Annotated in this window: 17 protein-coding genes; 9 read left to right on the top strand and 8 right to left on the bottom strand. The window is 67.3% G+C overall.

Annotated elements, in window-relative coordinates; all coding sequences use genetic code 11:
• Positions 1 to 35 precede the first annotated feature (35 nt).
• From ACIA5H_RS22140 to ACIA5H_RS22120, 5 genes are all read right to left on the bottom strand, one after another.
• Positions 36 to 1850, bottom strand: a complete 1815-nt coding sequence (locus ACIA5H_RS22140; protein ID WP_397077217.1) for a molybdopterin-dependent oxidoreductase — start codon at positions 1848 to 1850, stop codon at positions 36 to 38.
• A gap of 127 nt (positions 1851 to 1977) precedes the next feature.
• Positions 1978 to 3771, bottom strand: a complete 1794-nt coding sequence (locus ACIA5H_RS22135; protein WP_397077216.1) for an AMP-dependent synthetase/ligase — start codon at positions 3769 to 3771, stop codon at positions 1978 to 1980.
• Between the two features lie 119 nt (positions 3772 to 3890).
• Complete coding sequence (locus tag ACIA5H_RS22130; protein ID WP_397077215.1) at positions 3891 to 4808, bottom strand: alpha/beta hydrolase; 918 nt, start codon at positions 4806 to 4808, stop codon at positions 3891 to 3893.
• Positions 4809 to 4829: 21 nt separating this feature from the next.
• On the bottom strand, positions 4830 to 5660 hold the full coding sequence (locus ACIA5H_RS22125; protein ID WP_379254796.1) for an SDR family NAD(P)-dependent oxidoreductase: 831 nt from the start codon (positions 5658 to 5660) through the stop codon (positions 4830 to 4832).
• Complete coding sequence (locus ACIA5H_RS22120) at positions 5657 to 7186, bottom strand: flavin-containing monooxygenase (protein ID WP_397077214.1); 1530 nt, start codon at positions 7184 to 7186, stop codon at positions 5657 to 5659. Before ACIA5H_RS22120 ends, ACIA5H_RS22125 begins: the two co-directional genes overlap by 4 nt.
• Before the next feature lie 71 nt (positions 7187 to 7257).
• On the opposite strand from ACIA5H_RS22120, the gene ACIA5H_RS22115 reads away from it, so the two are divergent.
• A complete protein-coding gene (locus ACIA5H_RS22115; protein WP_379254800.1) occupies positions 7258 to 7890 on the top strand; it encodes a TetR/AcrR family transcriptional regulator in 633 nt (210 codons plus the stop codon).
• A gap of 40 nt (positions 7891 to 7930) precedes the next feature.
• On the opposite strand, the gene ACIA5H_RS22110 is transcribed toward ACIA5H_RS22115, so the two are convergent.
• On the bottom strand, positions 7931 to 8374 hold the full coding sequence (locus tag ACIA5H_RS22110; protein WP_355077323.1) for a MarR family transcriptional regulator: 444 nt from the start codon (positions 8372 to 8374) through the stop codon (positions 7931 to 7933).
• Between the two features lie 56 nt (positions 8375 to 8430).
• Here ACIA5H_RS22110 and ACIA5H_RS22105 point away from each other — a divergent pair, with 56 nt between their 5' ends.
• Both ACIA5H_RS22105 and ACIA5H_RS22100 read left to right on the top strand, forming a co-directional pair.
• Complete coding sequence (locus tag ACIA5H_RS22105) at positions 8431 to 9456, top strand: hypothetical protein (protein ID WP_379254802.1); 1026 nt, start codon at positions 8431 to 8433, stop codon at positions 9454 to 9456.
• A 151-nt stretch (positions 9457 to 9607) separates the two neighbouring features.
• Complete coding sequence (locus ACIA5H_RS22100) at positions 9608 to 11401, top strand: NERD domain-containing protein (RefSeq protein WP_397077213.1); 1794 nt, start codon at positions 9608 to 9610, stop codon at positions 11399 to 11401.
• A 39-nt stretch (positions 11402 to 11440) separates the two neighbouring features.
• Here ACIA5H_RS22100 and ACIA5H_RS22095 read toward each other — a convergent pair whose 3' ends face one another.
• A complete protein-coding gene (locus ACIA5H_RS22095) occupies positions 11441 to 15607 on the bottom strand; it encodes a CHAT domain-containing protein (protein ID WP_397077212.1) in 4167 nt (1388 codons plus the stop codon).
• Positions 15608 to 15742: 135 nt separating this feature from the next.
• Here ACIA5H_RS22095 and ACIA5H_RS22090 point away from each other — a divergent pair, with 135 nt between their 5' ends.
• From ACIA5H_RS22090 to ACIA5H_RS22080, 3 genes are all read left to right on the top strand, one after another.
• A complete protein-coding gene (locus ACIA5H_RS22090; RefSeq protein WP_397077211.1) occupies positions 15743 to 16141 on the top strand; it encodes a hypothetical protein in 399 nt (132 codons plus the stop codon).
• A complete protein-coding gene (locus ACIA5H_RS22085) occupies positions 16141 to 17061 on the top strand; it encodes a hypothetical protein (protein WP_397077210.1) in 921 nt (306 codons plus the stop codon). The genes ACIA5H_RS22090 and ACIA5H_RS22085 overlap by 1 nt, the downstream gene beginning before the upstream one ends.
• A gap of 120 nt (positions 17062 to 17181) precedes the next feature.
• Positions 17182 to 18087, top strand: coding sequence for an aromatic prenyltransferase (locus ACIA5H_RS22080; protein WP_397077209.1), 906 nt, complete (start codon positions 17182 to 17184; stop codon positions 18085 to 18087).
• A gap of 600 nt (positions 18088 to 18687) precedes the next feature.
• On the opposite strand, the gene ACIA5H_RS22075 is transcribed toward ACIA5H_RS22080, so the two are convergent.
• Positions 18688 to 19215: a MarR family winged helix-turn-helix transcriptional regulator gene (locus tag ACIA5H_RS22075; RefSeq protein ID WP_397077208.1), complete on the bottom strand. Its 528-nt coding sequence runs from the start codon at positions 19213 to 19215 to the stop codon at positions 18688 to 18690.
• Between the two features lie 70 nt (positions 19216 to 19285).
• Here ACIA5H_RS22075 and ACIA5H_RS22070 point away from each other — a divergent pair, with 70 nt between their 5' ends.
• The 3 genes from ACIA5H_RS22070 (at position 19286) to ACIA5H_RS22060 (ending at position 25226) form a co-directional block, all read left to right on the top strand.
• A complete protein-coding gene (locus ACIA5H_RS22070; protein ID WP_379254814.1) occupies positions 19286 to 19966 on the top strand; it encodes a hypothetical protein in 681 nt (226 codons plus the stop codon).
• 3 nt (positions 19967 to 19969) lie between these two features.
• The gene (locus ACIA5H_RS22065) at positions 19970 to 20782 is read left to right on the top strand and encodes an SGNH/GDSL hydrolase family protein (RefSeq protein ID WP_397077207.1); all 813 of its coding nucleotides are present in this window, start codon (positions 19970 to 19972) and stop codon (positions 20780 to 20782) included.
• Positions 20783 to 21491: 709 nt separating this feature from the next.
• A complete protein-coding gene (locus ACIA5H_RS22060) occupies positions 21492 to 25226 on the top strand; it encodes a DEAD/DEAH box helicase (protein WP_397077206.1) in 3735 nt (1244 codons plus the stop codon).
• The last annotated feature ends 90 nt before the right edge of the window (positions 25227 to 25316 follow it).

Raw genomic sequence — 25316 nt, 5'->3', positions numbered from 1 at the left:
ACTGCCTGCCATTACGCGACCATCCGCGGTGCGCGTCAACCCACGCTGACTGTGACCGAGGGAAGGCCGGTGGCGCCGTCGGGGATGACGTCGCGGCGTTCGGCTGTTTGGGTTTCGCCGGCGCCGTCGGTGGCGCGGGCGCGGAGGGTGTGCGGGCCGGAGGTGGCGTCCCAGTCGAATACCCACTGGCGCCAGGTGTCGATGGACTGCTCTTCGGAGAGGCGGGCCTGCTGCCAGGGGCCGTTGTCGACTTGCACTTCCACGGCGCGGATGCCGCGATGTTGTGCCCACGCGACTCCGGCGATGGGGATGCGGCCCGGCTGGAGGCGGCCGCGAGCACGGGGAGTGTCGATGCGGATGCCGGTCTTGATCGGGCCGAGTGCCGACCAGCCGCGGCGGGTCCAGTACGCGGTGGCGCGGTCGAAGCGGGTGACTTCCAGTTCGGTCACCCATTTGGTGGCCGAGACGTAGCCGTAGAGACCGGGCACGACCAGCCGGGCTGGATACCCGTGCCGCACCGGCAGCGGTTCGCCGTTCATGCCGACCGCGAGCAGCGCGTCGCGTCCGTCGGTGAGCACCGCCAGCGGCGTGCCCGCGGTCCAGCCGTCGGCGCTGTGCGAGAGGACCATGTCCGCGTCGGGGTGCGGTCCCGCCTCGGCGAGCAGCTGATCCACGCGGTAACCGAGCCAGCGCGCGTTGCCGATCAGGTCGCCGCCCACCGGATTGGACACGCAGGCCAGCGTGACCAGGTGTTCCTCCACCGGGCGAAGCGCCAGATCCGCCCAGGTGAGCCGGATCTCGCGGTCGACCATGCCGTGGATCCGCAGCGACCAGCCGTCCTTGGACACTTGCGGCACGATCAGCGCGGTGTCGATCCGGTAGAAATCGTCGTTCGCGGTCAGGTACGGCGTCAGTCCAGGGACACGAAGGTCCACGCCGGGCGCGACCGGCTCGGCGGGTGCCGACGGCTCCGGCAACTGCACGGCGGCTCGCTCGCCGGAAACGTCGCTGCGGCGGGCGCCGAGCACCCGTCCGCCGATTCCGGTCACCGCGGCCAGCCCACCGGCCACCAGTAGTCCCCGCAAGACTTGCCTGCGCTCCGGAGCCGCCGAGCTGAGCTCCGAAGCGCCGGCGGCCGATGCGGGCGAGACCTCACCCGCCGGTCTGGCCTCGACCCGTCCCGGTTCGTCCGCGGCGGCGAGGTTCTCGCCCGCACCAGGGCGTTCGGTGCCTGGCCGGTGCACCGACGAGTCCGGACGCGAGTCCGCGCCGGAGTCCACGTCGGTGATCGCCCGGTTCTGCCCGTCGGCGACATCGGCGTGCTCTGAGTGATCTCGGTCGGCGGAAGCCGAACCTTCGGCCACGGTTCGATCAGGGGCGGCCGACGATGGCGTTTCCGCGTGCCTCGCACCGGGCGACTTGTCGACCACCGCGTCGATGCGACGGGTCAGCGCTCGCAGCGAGTAGATGCCGACGGCGACGCCGACGACGGTCGGCAACGCGGCGGTGAGACCGGTGCGCGCTACCGCCACCCAAGCGGTGATCACTCCGAACACGACGAACAACCACGACCCGGCGGCACGGGTGGTCCGCTCGATCGCTCCGGCCACGCCGGCGACCAGGACGGCGATCACGCTCATGATCAGGTACAGCGCGGCCTTGTCGTTGGTGCCGAAGGTGGTGATGGCCCATTCCCGCACACCGTCGGGCGTGTGGTCGACCACGGCCGAACCGAGAAGGTGCAGCGGCGCGCTGTCGGGGCCGAGGAAGGCCGCGAGCAATTCGGCGACACCCAGCGTGAGGCCCGCCGAGACGATCCCGGCCACCACACGCAGTCGCAGATCGGCCATGGCATCGAGACTACTGCCGGTCGACCGGCTCGGTCCGGCATCCGCGACAGCGCACGGATCGTCGCGGACGGACCCGGACACGCGAAAGGCGCTGCCCGCGAACGGACAGCGCCTTTCCGCGATCGGTTCAGTTGTAGATGTTCGCCACGTCGTCGGCGTGCTGCTTCATCACGACGGCGCGCTTGAGCGACATCTTCGGGGTGAGTTCGCCGGTTTCCTGGGTCCAGTCGATGGTCAGCAGGCGGATCTTCTTGATCTGCTCGGCTTTCGACACCTTCTTGTTCGTCTCGGCCACCGCCGCGTTCACCTCGGCGAGCAGGTCCGGGTTCTCGATCAGCTTCTCGATGGGGGTGTCGGCGGGCAGGCTGTTGCGTTCCTTCCAGCCGGGCAGCGACTCCGGGTCCAGCGTGATCAGCGCGCCGATGAAGGGCTGGCCGTCACCGACCACCATCACCTGGCTGATCAGCGGGTGCGCCCGCAGCGAGTCCTCCAGCAGCGCGGGGGAGACGTTCTTGCCACCGGCGGTGACGATGATCTCCTTCTTGCGGCCGGTGATGGTGATGAAGCCGTCCCCGTCGATGGCGCCGAGGTCACCGGTCTTGAACCAGCCGTCCTCGAACGCGTCGTCGGTGGCCTCCGCGTTGCCCCAGTAGCCGCTGAACACGACCGAGCCGCGCAGCAGCAGCTCGCCGTCCTCGGCGATCTTGGCGGCGTGGCCCTCGATCGGCCGCCCGACCGAGCCGACCCGGATGTGCTCCGGGGTGTTGACCGCGATGGCCGCGGTGGTCTCGGTGAGGCCGTAGCCCTCGTAGATGGTCACGCCGACGCCGCGGAAGAAGTGGCCCAGTCGCGCGCCGAGCGGCCCGCCGCCGGAAACGGCGGCCTCGCACTGGCCGCCGAGCGCGGCGCGCAGCTTGGCGTACACCAGCCTGTCGAACAGCGCGTGCTTCAGCTTCAGCGCCAGGCCCGGTCCGCCGTTGTCGAGCGCCTCGCTCCATGCGATCGCGGTATCGGCGGCGGCGTCGAAGATCTTGCCCTTGCCGCCGTCGTGCGCCTTCTGCTTGGCGCTGTTGAACACCTTCTCGAACACCCGGGGCACCGAGAGGATGAAGTGCGGCTGGTAGCTGCCGAACTGCTCGACCAGGGTGGACCAGTCGGCGGTGTGCGCGACGACCACCTTCGCGTCGAACGCGGCCAGCGCCACGGCGCGGGCGAAGACGTGCGCCAGCGGCAGGAACATGAGGGTCTTCTTGCCCTCGGTGACGTACTTGTTCAGCGCGATCCGGTCGGACTTGGACTCCGCGTACAGGTTCGCGTGGGTCAGCATGACGCCCTTCGGGCGGCCCGTGGTGCCCGAGGTGTAGATCAGGGTGGCGGGCGACTGCGCGCCGACCTGTGCGCGGCGCTCGTGCACGGCCTGGTCGTCCAGGTCGGCGCCGCGGCCGAGCAGCTCGTCCACCGCGCCCTTGTCGATCTGCAGGATCTCCCGCAGCTCGGGCAGCGCCCCGGTTTCGATCTCGTCGATCACCTTCCGGTGCTTGTCGCTGTCCACGACCAGCAGCTTGGTGGCCGAGTCCTGCAGGATCCACTTGGCCTGCTCGGCGGCGGAGCTGTCGTAGATCGCGACGGTGCAGCCGCCCGCGGCCCAGATGGCGAAGTCGAGGACGGCCCACTCGTAGCGGGTGGGGGCCATGATGGCGACGCGATCGCCGAGTTCGAGACCCGAAGCGATCAGGCCTTTCGCCACCCCGGTAACGGTTTTCGCGAACTCGGCGGCGGTGACGTCCCGCCAGCCGCCACTGCCGTTAGGCACGTTGAACAGCACCGTATTCGGCGACTGCTCGGCGTGGCGGAAGACGTTGTCGGAATTGTTCGCGTCATCCGGAATGGTGTAAGAAGCCGGGACTTCGAACTCTCGCATCAGTGCCCTTCCACGTGGGTTTACTCGCCAGTAATCTACGACACCTGCGCCGGGCCCGTGAGGTCGACCACCGCCAATCGCCTCCGTACATCACCGCAGGCTGGGGACCCGCTCGAATTTCATCCTAGTTCGCGCAGGTCCGCCGGTTGAATCGCTTCGCGCAGGAACTCGGCGAGTTCGCACAGCGCGGCCGCTGCGGGCGCCGCCAGCGCGGCCTGCAATTGAGCGACGTGCCACAAGCCCTTGCTCTCGGTGAAGCGCACGTGTACCCCCGCCTCGCGCAGCGCGGCGACCAGCGCGACGCACTGCCGGTGCAGCAGTTCGCTGACGTCCACCTGCACGTAGGTCGGCGGCAGGCCGCGCAGTTCGCCGGTCAGGGGTGCGTAAGCCGGGTCGGCGGAATCGCTGTCGCCCAGGTAAGCGGCGACGCAGGCGCGTGACCAGGGCCTGTTGATAACCAGATCGCGTTCGCGCTCCGGGATCTCGTTCGGGTCCGCCCACGGCGCGATCAGACCGAGCGCGGCCGGGGTCTGCCCGTGCCGGGCGATCAGTCGCTGAGCCAGCGCGAGCGACAGACCGCCGCCCGCGGAGTCACCGGAGACGGCGATCTGGTCCGGCCGCAGTCCCGAGGTCGCCACCAGCTCCAGGAACGCCGCCTCGGCGTCGTCCAGTGCCGCGGGGAAGGGCTGCTCCGGCGCGAGCCGGTAGTCCAGCACGTAGACCGCGCAACCGATGTCTCGTGCCAGCCGGGCCGCCAGCGAGCGATGTGTCGCGACCGAGCCGACCGCGTATCCGCCTCCGTGGAGATAGAGCACGGCACCGTGCTCGGAGCTGTCCGCGAAATCGATCCGCTCGGCGGGCCTGCCGCCCAGGCGCACGGGCCGCACGACAGCGCCCGCGGGCAGCAACTGCGCCCGCGAAGTCACGTCGAGCAGCCTGCGCTGCACCGTGAACGGCAATCGCTTGTTCAGCGTGACCCGGAAGATCGGATTCAGTATCGCCCGCGCGAGGGGCAGTGGCAGGTCGATGTCCCGCATTCGTCGTTCCTCGAATCCGGGTCAGGGCAGGAAGCGGCGTTCGACGTTGGCCGCGATCCGCTGGTAGCCCGACGCGGTGACCCGGACGAACAGATCCAGCAGTTTGGCCTCCCAGCCGATCAGCACGCGGCCGTGCCCCTTGCGCACGCCCTCGACGATGGTCTGCGCCGCCATCTCCGGGGTGTGGATGGCCAGCTTCCGGTCGAACATCGTCGCGGCCGACTTGGCGTCGATGCCCTCGGCGTAGGTGGCGTTGCGCGCGACCGCGGTCTTGATGCCGCCGGGGTGCACGCAGGTGACCTTGACCGGGTGCCGCGCGACCAGCATCTCCTGGCGGAGCGACTCGGTGAAGCCGCGCACCGCGAACTTCGCCGCGTTGTAGGCGCTCTGCCCGGGAATTGCGATCAGGCCGAAGAGGCTGGACACATTGACGACGTGGCCGTCGCCGGACTCGATGACCATCGGCAGGAACGCCTTGGTGCCGTTGACGACGCCCCAGAAATCGACGTCCATCACGCGTTCGAAGTCCTTGTACTCCGAGCGGATGACCTCGCCGTGGTGGGCGATGCCCGCGTTGTTGTAGATCTGGTGCACCGTGCCGAAGTGCGCTTTCACCGCGTCGGCGTAGAGGATCACCGCTTCGCGTTCGACCACGTTCAGCCGGTCGGACTTGACCTCGGCGCCGAGCTGTTCGCAGCGGCGTACGGTCTCGTTCAAACCGTCGACGTCGATGTCCGACAGTGCCAGTTTGGCGCCGCGCCGGGCCAGATTCACCGCCAGCGCACGGCCGATCCCGGAACCCGCTCCGGTGATCACACATACCTTGTTCTCGAAGTAAGCGTCACTGCTCACGATGCCACTGCTTTCAAGTCGGCCCGGGAAATGGAGATGTCGTACGCCGCCACGTCGAATGTCTTGGTCAGCCTACGGAATTCGAAAGTGAAGTCCGGCCACAGCGTGGTGTTGTTGCCGTGCTTGTCCAGGTACCAGCTCGAGCACCCGCCGGTCAGCCAGACGCTGCCCGCCAGCTTCGCCTGCAGGTCGGCGTTGTAGGCATCCTGCACGTCGCGGCGCACCTCCACGGTACGCAGGTCGAGGCGGTCGATGGTAGCCAGTGCGTCGGCGATGTAATTGATCTGAGATTCGATCATGTACACCATCGAGGTGTGCCCGAGGCCGACGTTCGGGCCGAGCAGGAAGAACAAATTGGGGTAATTGGCGATCGCCGAGCCCTTGTAGCCCTGCTGGCCGATCTCGTCGAATACCTCCGCCAAAGTGCGACCGTTGCGGCCCGCGATGGTGTTGTAAGTGGGGGAGTCGGTGACGTGGAAGCCGGTCGCCACGATCAACGCGTCGATCTCGCGCTCGGTGCCGTCCTCGGTGACGATCGAGTTCGCGCGCACCTCGGCGATGCCGTCGGTGACCACGTCGACGTTGGGGCGCGACAGCGCGGGGTAGTAGTCGTTGGAGATCAGCATGCGCTTGCAGCCGATCCGGAAATTCGGCGTGACCTTGGCGCGCAACTGCGGATCGCGGATCTCGTAGCGGAGTTTGGCCTTCGCGATCGCCTCGAACAACTGCATCAGGGCGGGCACCTTGGCCAGGCCGACCACCTGGGTCTCGCGCGCGGCGTAGATGGCCGCGCGGGATAGTCGCTGCAGACCCGGCACGTGTTTGAAGGCCAGTCGCTCGGCCTTCGTGTACGGGCGGTCCAAGCGCGGCAGCAGCCACGGCGCCGTGCGCTGGTATACGTCCAGATGGCCGACCTTCGGGGCGATGGCAGGCACGATCTGGATCGCCGAGGCGCCGGTGCCGATGATGGCGACCCGCTTGCCGGTGAGGTCGGCGTCGTGGTTCCAGCGGGCGGAGTGGAAGATCTCGCCTTCGAACTCGCCGATGCCTTTGATGTCCGGCAGGGCGGGCTCGCACAGCGCGCCGACCGCGGAGACCACCGTGTTCGCGGTGAAGCTGCCTTTGGTCGACTCGATCTCCCACAGCGCGGTCTCGTCGTTCCAGCGGGCGCTGGTCACGTCGCAGTCGAAGATGTGCTTGTCGCGCACGTCGTAGCGCTTCGACACGTCCTGGATGTACTGCTGGATCTCGCCCTGCCGGGAGAACGACCGCGACCAGTTCGGGTTCAGCGCGAACGAGTACGAGTACAGGTGCGAAGGCACGTCGCAGGCCGCGCCGGGGTAGGTGTTGTCCCGCCAGGTGCCGCCGACGTCGCTGCCGCGCTCCAGCACGAGAAAGTCGTTGCGACCCTGCTGGGTCAGCCGGACGGCCAGACCCAGGCCCGCGAACCCGCTGCCGATGATGATCGTCTTGGCGTGGCGCGCGGGTCGGCCGGCGACAGCTTTGTCTGTAACCTTGCGACTCATGTAATGGAGCCTACGGTCCTATTGAGCGCGAGTCAACAGTGTATTGACTGGCGTTCAGTAGGATTGTGCGCGTGACGAGAACCCAGAGAGACGCCCCCAAGCGCACGCGGCTGAGTCCCGACGAGCGCCGCGAGCAGCTGATCACTCTGGGTGCGAAGATGCTCGGCGAGCGTTCCATCGAGGACATCTCCGTCAGCGAGATCGCCGCCGAGGCGGGCATCTCCCGCGGCCTGCTGTTCCATTACTTCCCGACCAAGCAGGACTTCCAGCTCGCGATCGTGCACCACGCCAACGCCGAACTGCTCGAGCGCGTCGCCCCGGACCGCTCGCTGGGCCTGTTCGAGATGCTGCGCGACTCGATCGAGCGCTACATCGAGTACGTCACGGAGAACCGGACCTCCTATCTGGCGCTCCTGCGCGGCCCCACCAGCGTCAGCCCCGACCTGGCCCCGCTGGTCGACCAGACCCGCGACGCGATCATCGGGATCATCCTCGCGGAAACGCCGGTTCCGGTCGCCGAAGCCGATCACCCTCGGCTCATGCTCGCGATGCGCGGCTGGATCGCGTTCGTCGAGGAGTCCACGCTCACCTGGCTGCGTTCCGAGCCGATCTCGCGTACGGAGCTGATCGACCTGCTGGTCGAATCGCTGATCGGCATAGCGTTCTCGGTGGACCCGGATCTGGCCGCGGCGCTGCGAGGTTGAGCGGGGCTCGCTCGCGTCCGCCGCGCCGGCCGTGCGCCGATCAGCCGTCCGCCGCGTTGTAGCGGACCAGGTACCCGGCGAGTTCGGCGAGGTCCTCGTCGTCCCAGTCGCGGAACCGTTCGGCGAACGCCTCCCGGCGGCGCTGCTCGGCCTCCCGTGCGATCCGCTGCCCGGCGGGGGTGGCGCGCAGGATGTGGTTGCGGCGATTGGCGGGATCGACCTCCCGGGTGAGATACCCGAGCCGTTCCAGCGCCGCCACCTGCCTGCTCACCGTGGATTTGTCCAGCAGGAAGTGTTCGGCCAGTTCGGTGGCCAGGCAGCCGTCGCGTTCGATGACCAGGTCCAGGATGCTCGACGCGACCAGCGGCAGTTCCGGATGCAGTTCGGCGGCTCGGCCACGGGCTCGGCGGGCGAATGCGGTGAGCTCGCGCTGAATGGTGTGGATCGCGGTCGAGCGAGTGGGGAATGCCGGAGATTGCCGCATGGTTGTATAGTACAACGAAGATAGTTGTATTTACCAACCTTTTGGGGAGTCGTCTCATGCACCAGCTACGGCATGTCGCCGCGCATCTGCTCACCCCACTGCTGATGTGCCTCGGCATGGCACTGGCATATCTGGGCGCGTTCCACCAGCCCGAGCCGAACCACCTGAAGGTGGCGATCGTGGGTGACGCACCGCAGGTCAAGGTGCTGGCTCAGACGCTGAAGGACCGGGCCGGAGACGCGCTGGAGGTTGTCACCCTGCCAGGTCGCGAGGAGGCGGTGCGGCAGTTGCGGGAGCGGACACTGGCCGGCGCCTACGTGCCGGAATCGCACGAAGCGCTGGTCGCCAAGGCTGGCTCCGACACCACGGCAATGGCGGCCGAGGCCGTCTTCGACCGGATCGCCGCCCAGCAGGGCGCGCCGGTCGAGGTCACCGATATCGCTCCGCCGAGCACCGGCGATCCGACCGCGCAGGGCCTGTTCTTCCTGCTGGTGGCATTGAGCATCGGCTCCTACGGCAGCGTCGCGGCGATCGGCGCGGCCGGGGCGGGACTGAGCATGGGCGTTCGCGCACTGCTGGGCCTGGTCACGTCGCTGGCGGTGAGCGTCATCGGACTCGGCGTCGCGGGGCCGGTATTCCATGTGGTCGACCACGACTACGCCGCCGTCTGGGCGATGTCGTGGCTGTATTCGGCTGGGATTCTCGCCGTGGGCATCGGGCTGCACACCTTCTTACGGCGCTGGACCACGCTGACGATGATGGTGCTGTTCGTGATGCTCAACTTCACGACATCGGGCGGCGTGTACGGGCCGTGGCTGCAGAACGATTTCTTCGGCGCGCTGCATTCGTTCTGGAACGGAGCGGGTTTCGTCGAGGGCGCGCGCACCCTGTTGTACTTCGACGGCGGTGCGGGATTCGGCAACCGGGTGTTGAGCTTGGTGCTGTGGCTGGCGGCCGGTGCGGGACTGGTCCTGGTGGCGGGCGGCTACGAGCGCAGGCTGCGCACGGCCGCGCGCACCGAGACGGTCCGCGTCACGGAACATGCGGCCGAGGAAGAGATCGAAGAAGCGGTCGGAGTCTGACGCACCCGAGTGTGGCGCTGCCCACACGCCGTCCTTCGTACGCCCTTCTGCTGCCAATATCCTGCTGCTCCAGTGCCTTTCGATTTTGTGGCGGAAATCCAGGCGCATACCGTTGTGTGGTCGATGGTGTGGACGGCGATGGAGGCCGCCGATGTTGGTCATCAATGAACGAACGACGGCGCCGCGATCCGAACAGCGCGTGCTCGACTGGATGCGGAGCTGGACCGGCCAGTACGTCATTGTGGGACTCGCGATCTCGGGGTGTTACCTACCCGACCGCGAGCGCAAGGACGAAACGCAGGAAGCCGATCTGGTGGTGATCACCCCCAGGGCGGCGGTCGTCGTCGAGGTCAAGGGCACCGTCCCGGAGGCGACGAGCGGTGTCCTGTCGGTACAGGCCAACGGCCGCTGGCGGCTGTCCGGCTACGCGGGCGACCCGTTCCACGTGCGCGACCACGACAGCAGCCCGTTCGATCAGGTGACGAACAACGTCTTCAACTTGAAGACGCTGGTGCGCAAGCACAATGCCGAGGCCTTCGTCGACGGACTGATCGTCGTGGTGCCGCCCGAGGATTCGAACCTCACGCTCAACATCGAGTCGCGCAGGCGCGGATGCGCGGTGGTGCTCGGAGCCGGGCAGGCCGACCTGCGCGCGTGGTTCCACCGCACCGCGAGCCGCAAGCTCATCTGGACCGCCGAACGCACCCACGCCCTCCTGACGGACTTGAACCTCGGCGACCAGATCACCGTCGACGACCTGGTGGTGGATGGTTTTCCGGCGGAGCGGAAGTTACGGGCCGGGACGCTGGCGGCGTTGGAGAGCGTCACGCGGAAGGCTCCCGAGCTCGAGGGTAGGACGTCCAGCGAGGATACGGACACCGACGACGTGTCGGCTGGTTCGGACGCGTCACCGGTCGACGCCGTGTCCGAGCCGCACGACCTCGATCCGGATGCTGCGCGACTCAGCGAATCCGGCTCGACCCGAACCATCGAAAACGGTGACGAGGCAGATGAGGGTTATCAGCAGGTCCCGCAGGTAGTTCAGTCGCCCGCGTCGCAGTCCGCGATGCCTGCGCTGGAGCAGACCGCCGCCTCGGGAACCGCGGCCGCGCAGGCGCGCCCCGCCAAGGATGTCGACGAGCGCGAGGGCTCGGCGTTCGAGCCGTCGACGCGGCCCAGTGCCGAAAGCGCACAGCGAGCCCAAGGGGCGTCGTCGACGGCCCGGCAGTCGCTCGAGTACACGGATGTGCCAGGCGGCAGCCAGAAGGCGTCCGCGTCGGAGTCGCATTCCCCGCAGGCACTTGTCGCCGTAGCTGCGCAGGCGCAACCCGCCCAGGCGGATCCCTTCGCGCCGGAATACCTCGCGCCGGAGCCCGAATCACATCCCGCGCCGTCGGGCCCGACAACTGATGCCGAGCACGCGGAGCCGCCTCGGTTCGAAGGCCGACTCGCGGCGAAGCCCGCACCGTCGTCCTTCACGGACAACTGGTCGTCGTGGATCGAGCCCGCCGCCGACCGGCCTCGGCGCCCACGTCCGGTGCAGGCGCCTCCGCCGAGCCGGCCCACATCGTGGTCAACGCCCACCCCCGCGCCCGAGCCGCTGCGCCGACCCACGCCGACGGCTGTGCTCGAGCGCCGTCCACGGGTCCCGGTTCGCGAGCAGCTAACCGCCCTGTCCGCGCGGATCCCCGGTCGCACCTCCGAGAAATCGAAGTCACGCGGCCACCGCTCGCAACAGATCGCCGCGGTGGCGCTGATCGTGCTGGTCATCGGCACGATATGGATACTGGCCGCCTCCTGCTCGACGCCCACCGGCGGCGCTGTGCAACCGACCCGAGCTCCTGAGCTCACGACCGAGGCGGTTCCCCCGCCGCCGCCCGTCACGGAAACCCCGGCCCGCATGAACCTGCTGCCTCTGTGCACTCCGCTCACGCCGAAGTGCTGACGACGCAGGCGGGCATGCGGGGCCGATCGGGGTCGGCTCTCATGCCCCGGCGTGAAGGTAGGCGGCCCAGAGCGAGGGGGTGGCGGGAAGCGCGTCGCGCACAGTCTGGATGGCGCGATGCAGCGCGTATGCGGCATCGGTCACGTCCGGGTCGGTGACCAGAGCGGCGTAGAAGGCGTCGGCCACCTGCACGGCGATTTCGTCGTCGATGGGCCACAGTGTGCCGATGACGTGTGGGTATCCGGCGAGTTGGAACGCCGAGGCAAGGTGAATGGCTTCGTCGAGGAGCCGGGTGTTGGTGGTGAGGGCGGTTTCGCAGGCCGAGAGGTAGGCCAGACGCGCGTGGTCGAGGTGGACCGGGGCGAGTTCGGCGACGGTGAGCGGGTCCGCGTCGTGGTCGTGCAGCAGCAGGTGGCTGCGGGATGGGTCGGCCGGATCGGTGGTGCCGTGGCAGGCGAAGTGCGCGATGGCGCAGTCGGCCAGGCGATTCAAGACATTGGCCTTGGTCGGAAGGGTTGTGGCGGAGTCCGCTCCAGCGAGGTCGACCTGGATGCCGGAGTCCGGCTCGGTGAGCGTGATCGACGACGACAGGTGGGCGGCGACCGTGCGGACTTCCTCGGGCACGTGGTGCAGGCGCCCCGCTACGCCGGGGGTGGTAGGCATCGCGACGATGAGTGCGGGCCTGCGTGCAGACGGCTCGGCGCTCGGCGAGCGCCGCCGCGCATGGCGGAGGGCGGCGATGGTGGGGGTGTAGGAGGAGACAACCCGGTCCAGCACCGCCCGGCCCGCGGGATCAGGTGGTGCGGTGTGATAGCCCGCGGCGTGGATGGGCAGTAGACCCAGCAGACCGCCGGGTATCCACCACACCCGCGGGCCGGTCCGGTCCGCAGGGAACCGCTCGCGGTAGCCCAAGGCGTCCAGAACCGGGCCTGCGGCGTTGTCCCACAGCCATTCCAGGATCCGGCTGAGCTGTCGTTGGGCGGTTTGCCGCTCCGGCCCGGTGCGGCCGTGACCAGCGGCCCGCAAGGCTTCGTGGAAGGCGAGAACCTGGTCGATCACGGTCTCGAGCGGCAGGCCGGGCAGCGGCAGACAGGTCGCTCCGCCGGCGGTGAGCAGCAGCGCGTCGCTGCGGTGGCCGCTGATGTTGAACACCACCACCGGGCCTCGGCCGGCCTGAGCGATGAGTTCCGCCGCCGACGGCGGCAGGGCGAAGTACTCGAATCCGCGCTGCGCCCGGATCCGCGCCAGCACGTCGTTCAACTCCCGCGCCGAGCGCGCCCGGTCCGCTATGGGGTCGGCTGCCGCGTCCGACGCGGCGGCGGCATCGGGAGTTCGGTCGAGAAGTTTCCGAAGCCGGACGAAATCGGCGGCCAGATCTGGATGCTGGTCTGCGAGGTCGGCTATGTCGCCGCGCACTTGCAACGCTTGGCTCAACAGCACCGCCCGCCCCGCCTCCAGCAGCTGCAATGCCAGGACGGGCCGCTGGTCCGGCGGTGTGGACGGATCGTCCAGCGCCAGTGCCGCCGCGTCGGAGGCGATTCCGGCGTACTCGCCCAGAGCATGTTGTTGATCCGACCGCGCCAACTCGCGTGGCGCGACTTCGGGCAACAAGCGGACCGCCCGCCGCAGCAGTTCCGCCGCCCGGCCCGGCTGCGCCGTCGCGGTGAGCTCGGCGGCGCCGCGAGCAGCCCGGATTCGCAGGGACGGAGCCGCTGTGGCCAGTTCCGCAGCCTCCTGCAGGGCGGTCGTCGCCTCCTCCCGATCAGACGCCGTGCCTGTCCGCGAATATCGGGCCCGCAAAGCTTCGGCGAGGTTGATCTGCATGACGGCGTGGCCAGGGTGCCCGGTCGGGATGGCCGCGACCGCCTGCCGGGCGAGACGGATCGCGTCGTCCAGATCGTGTGTCGTGCCCGTCGATTCATACCGAATCGTCAGGGGCACGGCGAGATTCGACAGTCGGTCGGCGCGTTCGGGGTGGTCGGTGGGCGTGGCCGCGACTGCCAGCCGGCCCATCCGGATCGCCTCGCCCAAGTCATCCGCCGTTTCCGTACGTTCGGAGCGCTTCCAAAGCACGACTCCGAGGTCGGCCAGTATCCCGGCGCGTGCGGGGTGGTCGACCGGGGTGATGTCCACGGCTTTCCGGAGCGTGGCTATGGCTTCGTCCGCGTCGGCGATCATGCCCGTCCGCTCGAACCGGCTCAGCAGGAAGGCCGCGAGTTCGGTCGACATGACGGGAAGGTCAGGATGGTCTTCGGGTGTGGCCGCGACCGATTGCCGACCCATTCGGATCGCTTCGTCCAGATCGGCCATCGCGCCGGTTCGCTGGAATCGAATCCGCAAAGGAATGGCTAGATTGGACAGATGGCGGGCTCGGAGGGGGTGGTCGTCCGGTATGGTCGCCACCGCTCGTCGGTTCGCGTATATCGCCTCGTCCAGGTCGACCGGGGCTCCGGTTCGATCGAACCGCTTCCACAATGCGACACCTAGATTGGACAGCAGCGTGACAAGATCGGGATGGTCGGGGGCAAGAACGTCCGCGGCTCTCCTGAGAATGACGATCGCCTCGTCGAGGTCCGGCGTCTGCCCCGTGCGGTGAAATCGGCTCACCAGGCAGATCGCGAGATTGGACCCGGTGGCGGCCGAGCCGGGATGGCCGGTGGGTGTGGCATCGACCGACTCCCGTCCGATCCGGATCGCCTCGTCCAAGTCGGCCATTTCGCCTGTCCGCTGAAACCGGCTCACCAGGCAGGTGACGAGATTGGACAGTGTTTTGGCCAGGTCAGGGTGGCCGACCGGCAGGGCTGTCACCGCCTGTCGGCCGAGTTCGATCGCCTCGTCCAGATCGGGCAGTTCGCCGGTCCGCTCGAACCGCTTCAGCAGGGTGACGGCGGAATTGGTCAGTATGCTCGCCAGATCGGGATGATCGGGAGACGTGACGTCCACGGCTTTCCGGAAGGTGATGACGGCCTCGTTCAGATCGCTCATTTCGCCGTTTCGCTCGAACCGCCGCAGTACCGCGACCCCCTGACTGGACAGGATGTTGCCGAAGTCGAAGCGGCCGAAGCCGGTTTCCACCGCCTGTCGGCCGACCTGAATCGCCTCGTCCAGGTCGGCCTGGGCCCCGGTCCTTTCGAAACGGTTCAAAAGGGCGATACCGAGATCGGACAGCGACACCGGGCGGACTGTTCGGTCGACGAGGTCCACGTTCGCGGCCTTCCGCAGGGTGGCGACGGCCTCGTCCAGATCGGCTGTCGAGCCTGTTCGCTCGGACCGGAGCCGTAGCGCTGATCCGAGGACGGACATACTTTCGGCACGGTCGGGATCCTCTGGGGCTGTGACCATTACCGCTCGTCGACCGATTTCGATCGCCTCATCTAGATCGTCCGGTAGACCCGCGCGTGCGAACCGGTGCACCAGAGCCCGGCAGAGGCCGGTCATGTGGTCGGCACGCTTGGGGTGGTCGGGCGATGTTTCGGCTACCGCCTGCCGACCTACTCGGATCGCTTCCTCCAGGTCGGCCTGCCCGCCCGTCCGCTCGGCCCTCACCCGTAAGGAGATCCCGAGATCGGACAGAATGCTGGAACGCTCGGGGTGGTACGGGGCCGCCGCGGCCACCGCCTGTCGGCCGACTTGGATCGCCTCGTCCAGATCGGGCAGCGCCGTCGTCAACGTGAACTGATGCCGCAGGGCGCGACTCAGCGCGCTGATCCTTTGGGCTCGCTCGGGGTGATCGGTGGGCGTGGCCGCGATCGTCAGCCGCATTGTCCGGGCCATCTCGTCCAGATCGGCCATCGCGCCCGTCCGCTCGAACCGGATCTTCAGGGCTGCAACGATGAAACCCAGCAGGCCGGCCACGGGGCGATCGGGTGGCGTGGCGTCCACCGCGCGTCGAGCTGTCCGGATCGCCTCGTCCAAGTCGGGCGACATCCCGGTCCGCTGGAAACGGATCCAGAGTCCGCCGCCGAGTTCGGTCAGTATGACGGCGAGGTTCGGGTGACCGGCGGGGGTGGCCTCCACGGCTTTCCGGAGGGAGACGATGGCTTCGTCCAGGTCGGCGATGGCCCCTGTCGCCTTGAACCGGCGATAAAAAGCGTCACCGAGGCGGAAAAGGCACAGCACCCGCGTGGGGTGGCCGGTCGGCAGCGTGGTCAGCTTGCGTTGCCACAGTTTGATTTCGGCCGTGATGATGGTGGCGTTGATCGTCATACCGCATCCATCCCCCTGCCCTATCGAGCCACGCTGATCACACGGTCACCCCTGGCACAACGGTTTACGGCGATATGATCACACGACACGCTCGCCGGATCGTGGCCTCGGCGACAGTGCCCATCGTATTCACCTGTGCACCTGGGGGTTCGGTTGCCGCCGTCACAAGATGCAACTCGGGTCACCGCCGGGCTGGCGTATCTGTGCGGTCATCTGCAGGAGATCCGCGGCACTCTCGGCGATGACGGGACGGACACTTCGACCCCGCTGCACAAGCTGCTCAGCTCGGTCCGATCGGGGGACGGTGCGGGCATCGCCGCCGCGCTGGATGGGGTGCACACCGCTCTGCGGGCGGCCGGCGATGCGCGCGGTGTGTATGGACACCACCGCGGTCTGGTTCCGGTCGGCGTGCACAGCATCGAAGTCGTCTACCGCTGCCCGCTCGAACGCTGCGACGGCCGCGACGATGTCGATGCCGAGCCGCCCCGATGCGCCGTCAGCGGACGGGAATTACGGCGCGAACGGCTCTCCTGATGAACGGGTTGTGGAGTGAACTCGCCAAAAAGCTGGCCGAGAAATGGTTTTCGCTTCTCGTGTTGCCCGGCGCGTTCTATCTGGCGGTCACCGCCACCGCGCTCACTCTCGGCCACGCGCATGCGTTGGACATCGGCCTGCTCACCCGACATATCACCGACTACGCCAGAAATCCCAGGGTGACCAGCACGGGCGGGCAGGTCGTCGTCTTGGCCGCGATTCTCGCAGCCGCCGCGGCGGTCGGTTTCGTCGCACAATCGATCGGAACGTTTGTGGAGCGGGCTGTGCTGGCGGCGGAATGGCAGGCTTGGCCGATTCCCGTCCGGTTCGCCGCTCGGTGGTCGCTCGCCCGCCGTCAGCGTCGGTGGGACAGCGCCAACGCCGACTACCTCCGTGAATACCAGAATGCCTTGACTCCCGATCCGGCGTCCCGGCCCGACCCGGCGCTCAGGCACCGTGCGGCACGCGCGCGAGCAAGGATTTCGGTCGAGCGGCCCGAGCGCCCGACCTGGAGCGGCGACCGAATCCAAGCAACGGCGATTCGACTCGATCGCGATCACCATCTCGACCTGGCGACCGTGTGGCCGTCGCTGTGGCTGGTCCTGCCGGACCCCGTGCGCGAGCAGATCACCACCGCCCGCACCGCTCTCTCGCGAGCGACCACGCTTGCGGCCTGGTCCGTTCTCTACCTCGCTCTGACCGTCTGGTGGTGGCCCGCCGCACCTCTCGCCGTCGTCATCGCCGCGACCGCTCATCACCGAATCCGCGCTACCACCGATACCTACGCCACCCTGCTGGAAAACGCCACACGCCTGCACACCACCACCCTCGCCACCCAACTCGGCATCGACCACACCGGTCCCCTCGGCCCGCATCTGGGTCATGCCCTCACCCGCCACCTCCGTTCGTCAACCGCGTGACCATGGAAGGATGCGGTGCCTGCATTCCCACACGTGGCATCCGGTCCTGAGTTGCATTCTGGTTGAATGGAATTGGCGCAACCGTGATGTTGCTCGTAGCACCGATCTCTGGAAGGACGCGTGTTCACCACTACCGAATCCGAGCTGGAAGATCTCTACGCGGCCATCGAGGAATCCGCGCGGCTATGGAACGTCCCTTGCACTCGAGAAGCTGTCCGGCCCACTCTGACCGCGTACGGCGCGATGCTCACGCGTTCCGTGATCTCCCTCCGAGTGGTCACCGACGCCCGCCGCTCAGGAGACCTCGACTACCGCTTCTTGACGCTGCCGAGCGACATCGACCCCTATGACATCGCCCTTTCCAACGAACTCATTTCCGAGACCGATCATCCGGTCGGCGCTCTGCTGGACGAGGTCCGGGAACGGTGCCCCATCCACAGCTACGGGATCGACATCGGTGTAGTCGGCGGCTTCAAGAAAATCTGGCCCTTCTTTCCCGCCGATGGCATGCAGAAAGTATCGGAGCTCGCCGAACTACCGTCCATGCCGCCCAGTCTCGCCGACCACGTCGGCATGTTCGCACGTCACGGCTTGGAGGACAAAGTCGGCTTGCTCGGTATCGACTACCACGACAAGACGATGAACGTGTACTTCCCCGGCCTGTCGGCCGACTACTTCGAACCCCGCGCCATCGTGTCGCTGCACCGGGATGCCGGACTCCCGGACCCGAGCGATGACTTTCTCTCACTCACCGAGAAAGCATTCGATATCTACGCCACCATCAGCTGGGAATCGCGCCGAATCGAGCGCCTCTGTTTTCCGGTGATAACACCGGACCCGACAACGCTCCCGGTTCGAATCGAACCGCGCTTCGGGCAACTCGTCGACAAAGTCCCGATCAGCACGACCGACCGTCGATTCACCTATGCCGCTACCTCGTCGCCCGATGGGGAGTCCTACAAGTTCAGTTGGTTCTACCAATGGCAGCCCAGGATATTGGACAGGATGAAGACGTCCGATTCGTAGAACTGTCGATCGGGCGTTCTCCGTGCCAGCTGAAGCAATACCACTCCTGCTGACACGGCCTTTCGATAGTGGTGTCGAGCGGAGAGTGGGGCGGCCGCCTCGAACCGCGCCGCCCTGATGACGTCGGCGCGTAGTTTGCCGGTCCGGAGATCGGTGGACCGGCGTCCGCCTGGGGCCGGTGACAGGGCTGCCGCGACGTGATCGATCCGCCGCCCTCGGACGACATGTCCGCCGCGCGACACCATGCTCGTGCCGCAAGCGAATCGGTGTCGTGCGCCGTGTAGCGGCGGACATCGGTTCCGTCGTCAGGTCGGCGACTCTACTCGCGCAGGTGGGCGCGACGGCGATATCGGCAGTGGACGCCGCGTCAGCATCTGCGTGGTGACGATTACGGAGTTCACGCCAGGACCGTCTGTGACGTGGGGAATCGCTATTCAACCGGCAACAACTTCACCCGCATGTTGTACGGCGAGCGGCGCCGTGGGCCTACACGGCCACGTATGGGGGCGACGGGGCAGTGATCTCACCAGGTACTGCCACCCGCGTGAAGCCGTGGGCTGAACTGCTCCACCTGGAACCGGCCTGGTGTCGGGTCGCGATCTATCCCTTCGTCTCATCGATGGTGGGCGGGTTTGTGCGCCGGTAGCCGGGGTGTACGCCCACGTCCAGACCTTGTTGCTCGGCGATCCGCGCCAGCAGTGACGCCAATTGATCGCGTTCGGCGGGGGACAACGCCGCGGTGAGGTCGGCTTCGTGGGTCTGGAGCACCGGCCAAAGTTCGCCCATCAGCTGGTAGGCCGCCGGGGTCGGGTGCAGTTCGTGGTTGCGGCGGTCGGTGGCGCTGCGGCGGCGTTCGACGAGGCCTTTACGGTCGAGGTTGTCGAGTAGGGCGACGACGCGGCTGGGAACCACGCCGAGTTCCTCCGCCAGAGCGCGCTGGCTGCGACCGGGGGACATGGCGATCATGCGCAGCACGCCGATATCGGGGGGAGTCAGGCCGAGCGGGGCGATGCGGTCGGTGAACCGCTGGGTGGCGTGTGCGCCGAGCTGGGCGAGCAGGAACGAGACCTGCCGGGTAAGGGCCTGTCGCGGAATCGGGTTGTCACCCGCTTGCTCTCCTGCTGTCACCGGGTTATCGTACACACGCCTCAATCGTTCACTACAGTGAATGATTCACCTAAAAGAACGGACTCGCGTAATGAGCGCTCCCGCAATCGCTTCCACTCCACCGCGGCCGGATATACCCGGGCTGGGCCCGTCGCCGGGGGTCTTCGCCACCGCCTCGGCGGCGCTGTTCGTCGCCGGGTTGGCCGCGAGCACCGTCGCGGCCGGTGGCGAAGTGTTTCCTTCCCCGTTCGCCGCGCCGGACGACGCGCTGTTCTACTTCACCGACCACCGCGACGCGGTCCGGCTGGGAGCGACGTTGCAGTTCGCCGCCGCGATCCCCGGTGCGCTGTTCGTCGCCGCCATCACCGCGCGGCTGCGGACGCGGGGCGCGCTCGCCCTCGCCGGAGGCGCGCTCGCCACCGGATTCCTGATGCTGTCGGCGGTGGTGACCTGGGTGCTGACGGTGCCCGAAGTCGTCGAATCTCCGCACTTGGTGCGCGCTTTGCATACGCTGGCCTTCCTCGCGGGCGGCCCAGGCAATGTCGTCTCGACCGGGTTGCTCATCGCGGGCATCGCGTTGCCGGTAGCTGCCTTCCGTACCTGGCTGGCCAGGCTCGGCCTCGTCATCGCCGTCGCCGGACTGGCTACCACGGCAACGCTGATGCGCACGGAGGCCGCCGTCCTGCTGCCGCTGGCCCGTTTCACCGGCATGGCGTGGTTGATCGCCGCTGGCTTCCTCGTTTCGAAATCATCTGCCGCAGAAACGGAATGACCGATGAATCCGCACATTGAGAAGCTCGTCCGATTCCAGCGTCCCGAACGCTCGCTGCCCTACCTCCCCGGCCTCGGCGCCGACCGCGTCGCACCGCTGTTCGGTCTCACCCCCGTCGAATACGAAAAGCTCTGTGCCGATTTCGATGAACAGGCGCGCTGGGCGGCCGCTGCCCTCCTGGACGACGCCGCGGTGGCCGCCGCGGTGGATCGGCTGCCGCTTCGACCCGGACAGCACGTGGTCGCCTTGGGCGAAAGTTCGACCGCCGACCGGCTGTCGTGGTTCGAAATCCTGCGCTATCTGCTCGACCTGCGCAGACCCGACGATGCCATTCGGCTCACCAATCTCGCCGTCTCGGGGGCGACCACAACGCAGACGCTGACGCTCGCTCCCGCTCTGGGTTTCCAGCGCCCCGACTGGGTGTTCTGCCAGCTCGGCGCAAACGACGCCCAGCGCATCGGCGGCCCCGGCGGTCAGCGTCTGGTCGGCCTGGCCGAGACCGAACGCAACTTGCGCATCCTCCGATCCCGCGCCCCCGAACCGGCGCAGTGGATCTGGCTCACCCCGACCACAGTGGACGAGGCCCGCATCGCCGCGTTCGAGCCTTTCCAGCGAATCGGCATCACCTGGACCCGAGCCGACATCGCCGACACCTCGACCGTGCTGCACGACCTGGCCGACCTGACCGTCGACGTGGAGAACGACACGCTGCCAAACGGCGAGGACCCGCTGCTGCTCGATGACGGCGTGCACGCCACGTTGGCCGGTCAGCAGGCCGTAGCAGCCTCGTTCGTCGCCGCGATGGCGGAATTGTGAGGGGTGCGGTGGGATTCACCGGTGTCCCTGCCTTTCGCAGGATCCAGCCCCAAGGCGTTCGGAATACGACTGCGAACGCGACACCTGGGCCCGCCTGACCTCGACCGCGCCAACCGGCGTCATGGTCGGCACGCTGGTCGGCGGGATCGGCGGCGCCGCAACGGGCTGCGTCCTCGGCGGCCTGGCCGGAGCAACCATTGCCTCGGCCACGATCATCGGCTTGTTCGGCCGTTCCTCCCCGCCGCTCTCCTAGGCTGCCTGGGCGGCGTCGTGGCGATGGTCCCCCTCGGCGCCGTCGCGGCCAACTACTCGTCTCCACCCCGATCGCAATACTGGCCGCAGTGCAGTACTTCACCACGATCACCGCACCTATGCCCACTTGATGACTGAGGCCAGGACGCAGGTGACGACAATGGCTCCAACGGCCCACGCAGCGTTGGTGATGGCCGAGTGGATCTGTTGCGCATGTCCACGGTGCCGGCGTGATAGTCGGAGACGGGCCCAGCAAGGCTCATCGATGCGGCGGCGAGCTGGACCGCTCCGCCGCGAAGAGTATCCAGATGCCCCAGGGAGCGGTCCAAGCCGCGTTTCGCCCTGGGTATCTGAAAGAGGCCAGTTCGCTCATCGGCGCGGGGCGGGGCATTCGGCAAGTTACACTTAAGTGCCAGTGCGGCAGGGGTTTTGGCCATCAGTCAAGCAGGGGTGGGTTGTGGGACGCGACGATCCGCGGGCGAGTCGGCAAGCACGGATTGTGCGCTATTGGCGTGCCGTCGAGTACTTCACCCCACAGAAGGTCGACGCGCCCAGCCGTGAAAACAGTGTTGTTGAGCTGCATCCTCGAGTCACGCTGCCCTGGCATGCACGCCGAAGCACGCCACCGGACAGGGTTTGGCGCTATACCGTCTACGCAGGTGTCTTCGGCATCAAACGGGTGCGTGAGGTTCTGGACACAGTTCTTGCACCTGACGATGAGCCTTCCGATCCAGGTGGTCGAAAAGAGGATGATACCGCCCTGGTGAGCCTGACCCTCGACGAAACCGGTCGACTTTACAAGTCGAGCGTGACACTGTCATCGTGCGCCTGGGCAGTCGGCCGCACCGTTGGTACCCCAGGACCAGGTGCCGATGACTGGCTCGATGGTTTCGCCGACCAACAAGCCCGAATGCTGCGGGTGTTGTTCGACATCGGTGACGGCCGTATTCCTATCGAGAACGGCGAAGTCCGATCCCGCGGCGCGCGGGCCGTGCGATTGGTCGCGGGTGTTGCTGCCCGGATCGCGATCGATGTGGGCATCGGTGGGCTCGCTTCGCTTCCTGGACTGGTGGGTTCGGTGATCGAGTCCCGCTTCGGTGAAACAGCATCGACAGTGGCGGAATCCGTGACCGACGCGATAACCGATGACGCCATCGGGGCGCTCGAGGACCGCCGTGACAGGGCAGACGACGAATCTGCTGAGACAGCGACCACCGAGAAGTCGACCGGAGAATCACTGGGCACGAAAGTGCTCGAGCTCGATGACCTTGCAGCTATAGCGCGGTGGGTCTCCGAGGAGCTGGGCGTCGACGAGGTACTCGAGCCGTCACGAATCTGGGTGAAGTGTTTCACTGTGCCCCAGCGTCGGGCCGACGAGGTGTCCGGCGACGAGCTGCTCAACAGCTTCTACGTCGGTGACCTCGAACGGGTCGCTCGTGAGCTGGACAGTGGCAATGTCGGCGCCGCACTGTCGCGATACCTCACCGAGGACGAATCGACGGCTGCGTCGGGCCGGGTCGATGTGCGCCGGGATCCGTCGGTGTTGTTGCGTGCGGTACATCCGCGGAAGATGCCAACGGGTCGGTGGCCGGAGAAGCCGACGCATCCGCTGGCGCTGAGTCAGCAGTTCGCCATCAACACGATCATCGACGAGCTCGCCGATCCGCACGCTAGCGGTATTTACGCCGTGAATGGACCACCGGGCACTGGAAAGACGACGATGCTCCGCGATCTGATCGCGTCGATCATCGTCGACAGGGCCGCGGTGCTGTCTGAGCTGTCCCGTCCGCGCGCCGCCTTCCGTGAGCAACAACTTCGATGGGAGGACGACGAGGGATGGGCCCGGAAACTGACTCCGCTGATAGATGACCTGACCGGCTTCGAGATAGTCTTCGCCTCCTCCAACAATGGCGCCGTCGAGAACATCACCTTGGAAGTTCCGTCCGTGGCATCCATCGATCGCGAGGCGTTCCCCGACGCTGAGTATTTCGCGGGCCCGGCGACGTATCTCGCCGAGGTTCCGTGCTGGGGCGCGATTGCCGCCCGGCTCGGTAAGCGCGCTAATCGCAAAGACTTCGCGCAGCGCTTCTGGTGGGGACCCAGGTCCACGGGCAACGCCACTGAGGATCGGACAGAGGTCGGAATCGACTCGATTCTTCGCGATCTGCAGGAGGTAGCGCCCGACGAGCGTGCCCGTTCGTGGCGAGATGCTGTGCGGCGCTTTCGCGCTGCCAGCGAGCGTGTCGATGCAATGGCGACCGCACGCGCGGCTATCGCGGATTGTCTCGCCCTGACCGGTGGGCCTGATCCGGAGCTGGACGCGCTGCGCCGTCAACTGCTCGGTGCTGACGGTCGGGAGCGGGAGCTGCGCGCACACCGCGAGCAGATAGTGGAAATGCTGACTCGAGCGCGGGCTGCCGCACAGCGCGGCAGTGACCGGGTGGAGGCCGCCGAGGCCGCCCTCGCCGACGCCCGGGACGCCGTAGCGCGAGCCGATTACGCCCTTGCGCGCGCCGAGGCGGTTTTACACGCCCAGGGCGCTTCTCGCCCAGGCTGGTGGCGACGGTTCTTCTCACGAGGCGCTGACCGTGACTGGGCGGATGCCGTGGCGCCGTACGCCGCCGCAGTCGAGGACTGCGCGGGACAGGTGCGCCGTGCCGACGAATCCCGCGAGCAATGCGATGCGGAACTGCGGGCGGCCCTCTCCTGGCGTGCAGACCTCGATCGAGCTGTAATCGCCGCACAAGGTCAGCTGGGTGCCTGTGATCGAGAACGAGCGTCGGTGCAACTGTCCACCCAGGCGGCTCAGCGTGCGATATCGCGACATGAGGCCCAAATCGCGCGCGCACGTGCGCAACTCGACCAAGCTCGACGTGAGTGGCCCGGGGCTGTGCCGGGACCGGAATGGAACGCACCGTCCGATGACCGTGCGGCAATGGAAGCACGGGAACGGTCGGCGCCCTGGATGGACGAGGAGTTCGCCATGGCGCGTTCCGAGGTCTTGATCGCGGCCCTCGACTTGCACTACGCGACGTTGGCCGCCGAACCGAAATTGGCTTGGGACAATCTCCGCGCGGCAATCGACGTGGTGTCCGGAGATTCTCCCGACAACCTCTCGGAATCCACGGTGCTGGCCGCGTGGCAGATGTTGTTCTTCGTAGTCCCCACGTTGTCGACCACTTTCGCCTCGCTGCCGACGATGTTCGCCGGTCTCGGCCGCGAAAGCCTGGGCTGGTTGTGTATCGACGAAGCCGGGCAGGCCACTCCGCAAGCCGCGGTCGGAGCGTTGTGGCGCAGTCGACGGGCGGTTGTTGTCGGAGACCCACGGCAACTCGAACCTGTGGTGAGTTTGCCGTGGCAAGGTCAGCGCCGCCTCGCCCACACCTTCGACGTCGATGTCCGCTGGGCGCCGCAGCGTGCATCTGTCCAGGCGGTCGCCGACCGCGTGACAAAGTTCGGCACGTGGCTGCCTGATCTGGATTCGCTCGACCAGATCTGGGTGGGCTCGCCGTTGCGTGTCCACCGCCGCTGTGACCGCCTGATGTTCGAGGTCAGCAACGCGATCGCCTACGACCACATGATGGTGAACGGGGTCAGCGGCCGGTCGGCAGACTTCGAGTTGGGTAACCGCAACCTCTGGATCGATATTCCAGCGAAGGCCGACGGACCGAAATGGAACCCGCTGGAGGGCAAGTATGTCCTGACGATATTGCGGACGATCCGGCAACGTCTGGAGGCGGCGATGGACGAGGAATCAGCAGAGCCGACACCGGAGCGGGCGAGCACGGACAAAGCCCGGAACGACGAACTACGCCGCCGACTCGAGAACTCCGTGTTCATCGTCAGTCCGTTTCGTGATGTCGTGACCGGGCTGGCGCAATATTTGCGTGGCAACGGCATGCCGATCTCGGACACACGTCTGGGCACAGTGCATACCACCCAGGGCAAAGAAGCCGACATCGTGATCTTGGTTCTCGGCACCGCGACGGACGGCAAGCGCGCCCGTGACTGGGCGTCAGCCGCTCCGAACCTGCTCAACGTCGCGATCACTCGTGCGCGCCGCCGACTGGTCGTCGTGGGCGACTACGAGAACTGGGCGTCTTTGCGGAATTTTGCGGTGCTGGCACGTCATACGCAGCCGGGCGGGGAGTTGCATCGCTGGCGGCCCGGAGATGGCACGGCGGATGCATAGGCTTGCTTCGCGCGAACGATCGTGTGGAACGAACCGGGACATGAGGGCCTCGAAGACCCACCCTGTAGGAGTTGAGTTGGGAATCGACAT

Origin of the sequence: Nocardia sp. NPDC051900, assembly GCF_044452545.1 — a bacterium.
GTDB lineage: Bacteria > Actinomycetota > Actinomycetes > Mycobacteriales > Mycobacteriaceae > Nocardia > Nocardia sichangensis.
Note: the sequence above shows the minus strand (reverse complement) of the source record. Positions and strands in the feature narration are given on the sequence as shown.

Coding starts and splice junctions, on each gene's coding strand:
- ACIA5H_RS22130 (WP_397077215.1), bottom strand. CDS start 4,808: ATGCGGGACATCGACCTGCCACTGCCCCTCGCGCGGGCGATACTGAAT.
- ACIA5H_RS22100 (WP_397077213.1), top strand. CDS start 9,608: ATGTTGGTCATCAATGAACGAACGACGGCGCCGCGATCCGAACAGCGC.
- ACIA5H_RS22095 (WP_397077212.1), bottom strand. CDS start 15,607: ATGACGATCAACGCCACCATCATCACGGCCGAAATCAAACTGTGGCAA.
- ACIA5H_RS22120 (WP_397077214.1), bottom strand. CDS start 7,186: ATGAGTCGCAAGGTTACAGACAAAGCTGTCGCCGGCCGACCCGCGCGC.
- ACIA5H_RS22085 (WP_397077210.1), top strand. CDS start 16,141: ATGAACGGGTTGTGGAGTGAACTCGCCAAAAAGCTGGCCGAGAAATGG.
- ACIA5H_RS22070 (WP_379254814.1), top strand. CDS start 19,286: ATGAGCGCTCCCGCAATCGCTTCCACTCCACCGCGGCCGGATATACCC.
- ACIA5H_RS22105 (WP_379254802.1), top strand. CDS start 8,431: ATGCACCAGCTACGGCATGTCGCCGCGCATCTGCTCACCCCACTGCTG.
- ACIA5H_RS22140 (WP_397077217.1), bottom strand. CDS start 1,850: ATGGCCGATCTGCGACTGCGTGTGGTGGCCGGGATCGTCTCGGCGGGC.
- ACIA5H_RS22065 (WP_397077207.1), top strand. CDS start 19,970: ATGAATCCGCACATTGAGAAGCTCGTCCGATTCCAGCGTCCCGAACGC.
- ACIA5H_RS22110 (WP_355077323.1), bottom strand. CDS start 8,374: ATGCGGCAATCTCCGGCATTCCCCACTCGCTCGACCGCGATCCACACC.
- ACIA5H_RS22135 (WP_397077216.1), bottom strand. CDS start 3,771: ATGCGAGAGTTCGAAGTCCCGGCTTCTTACACCATTCCGGATGACGCG.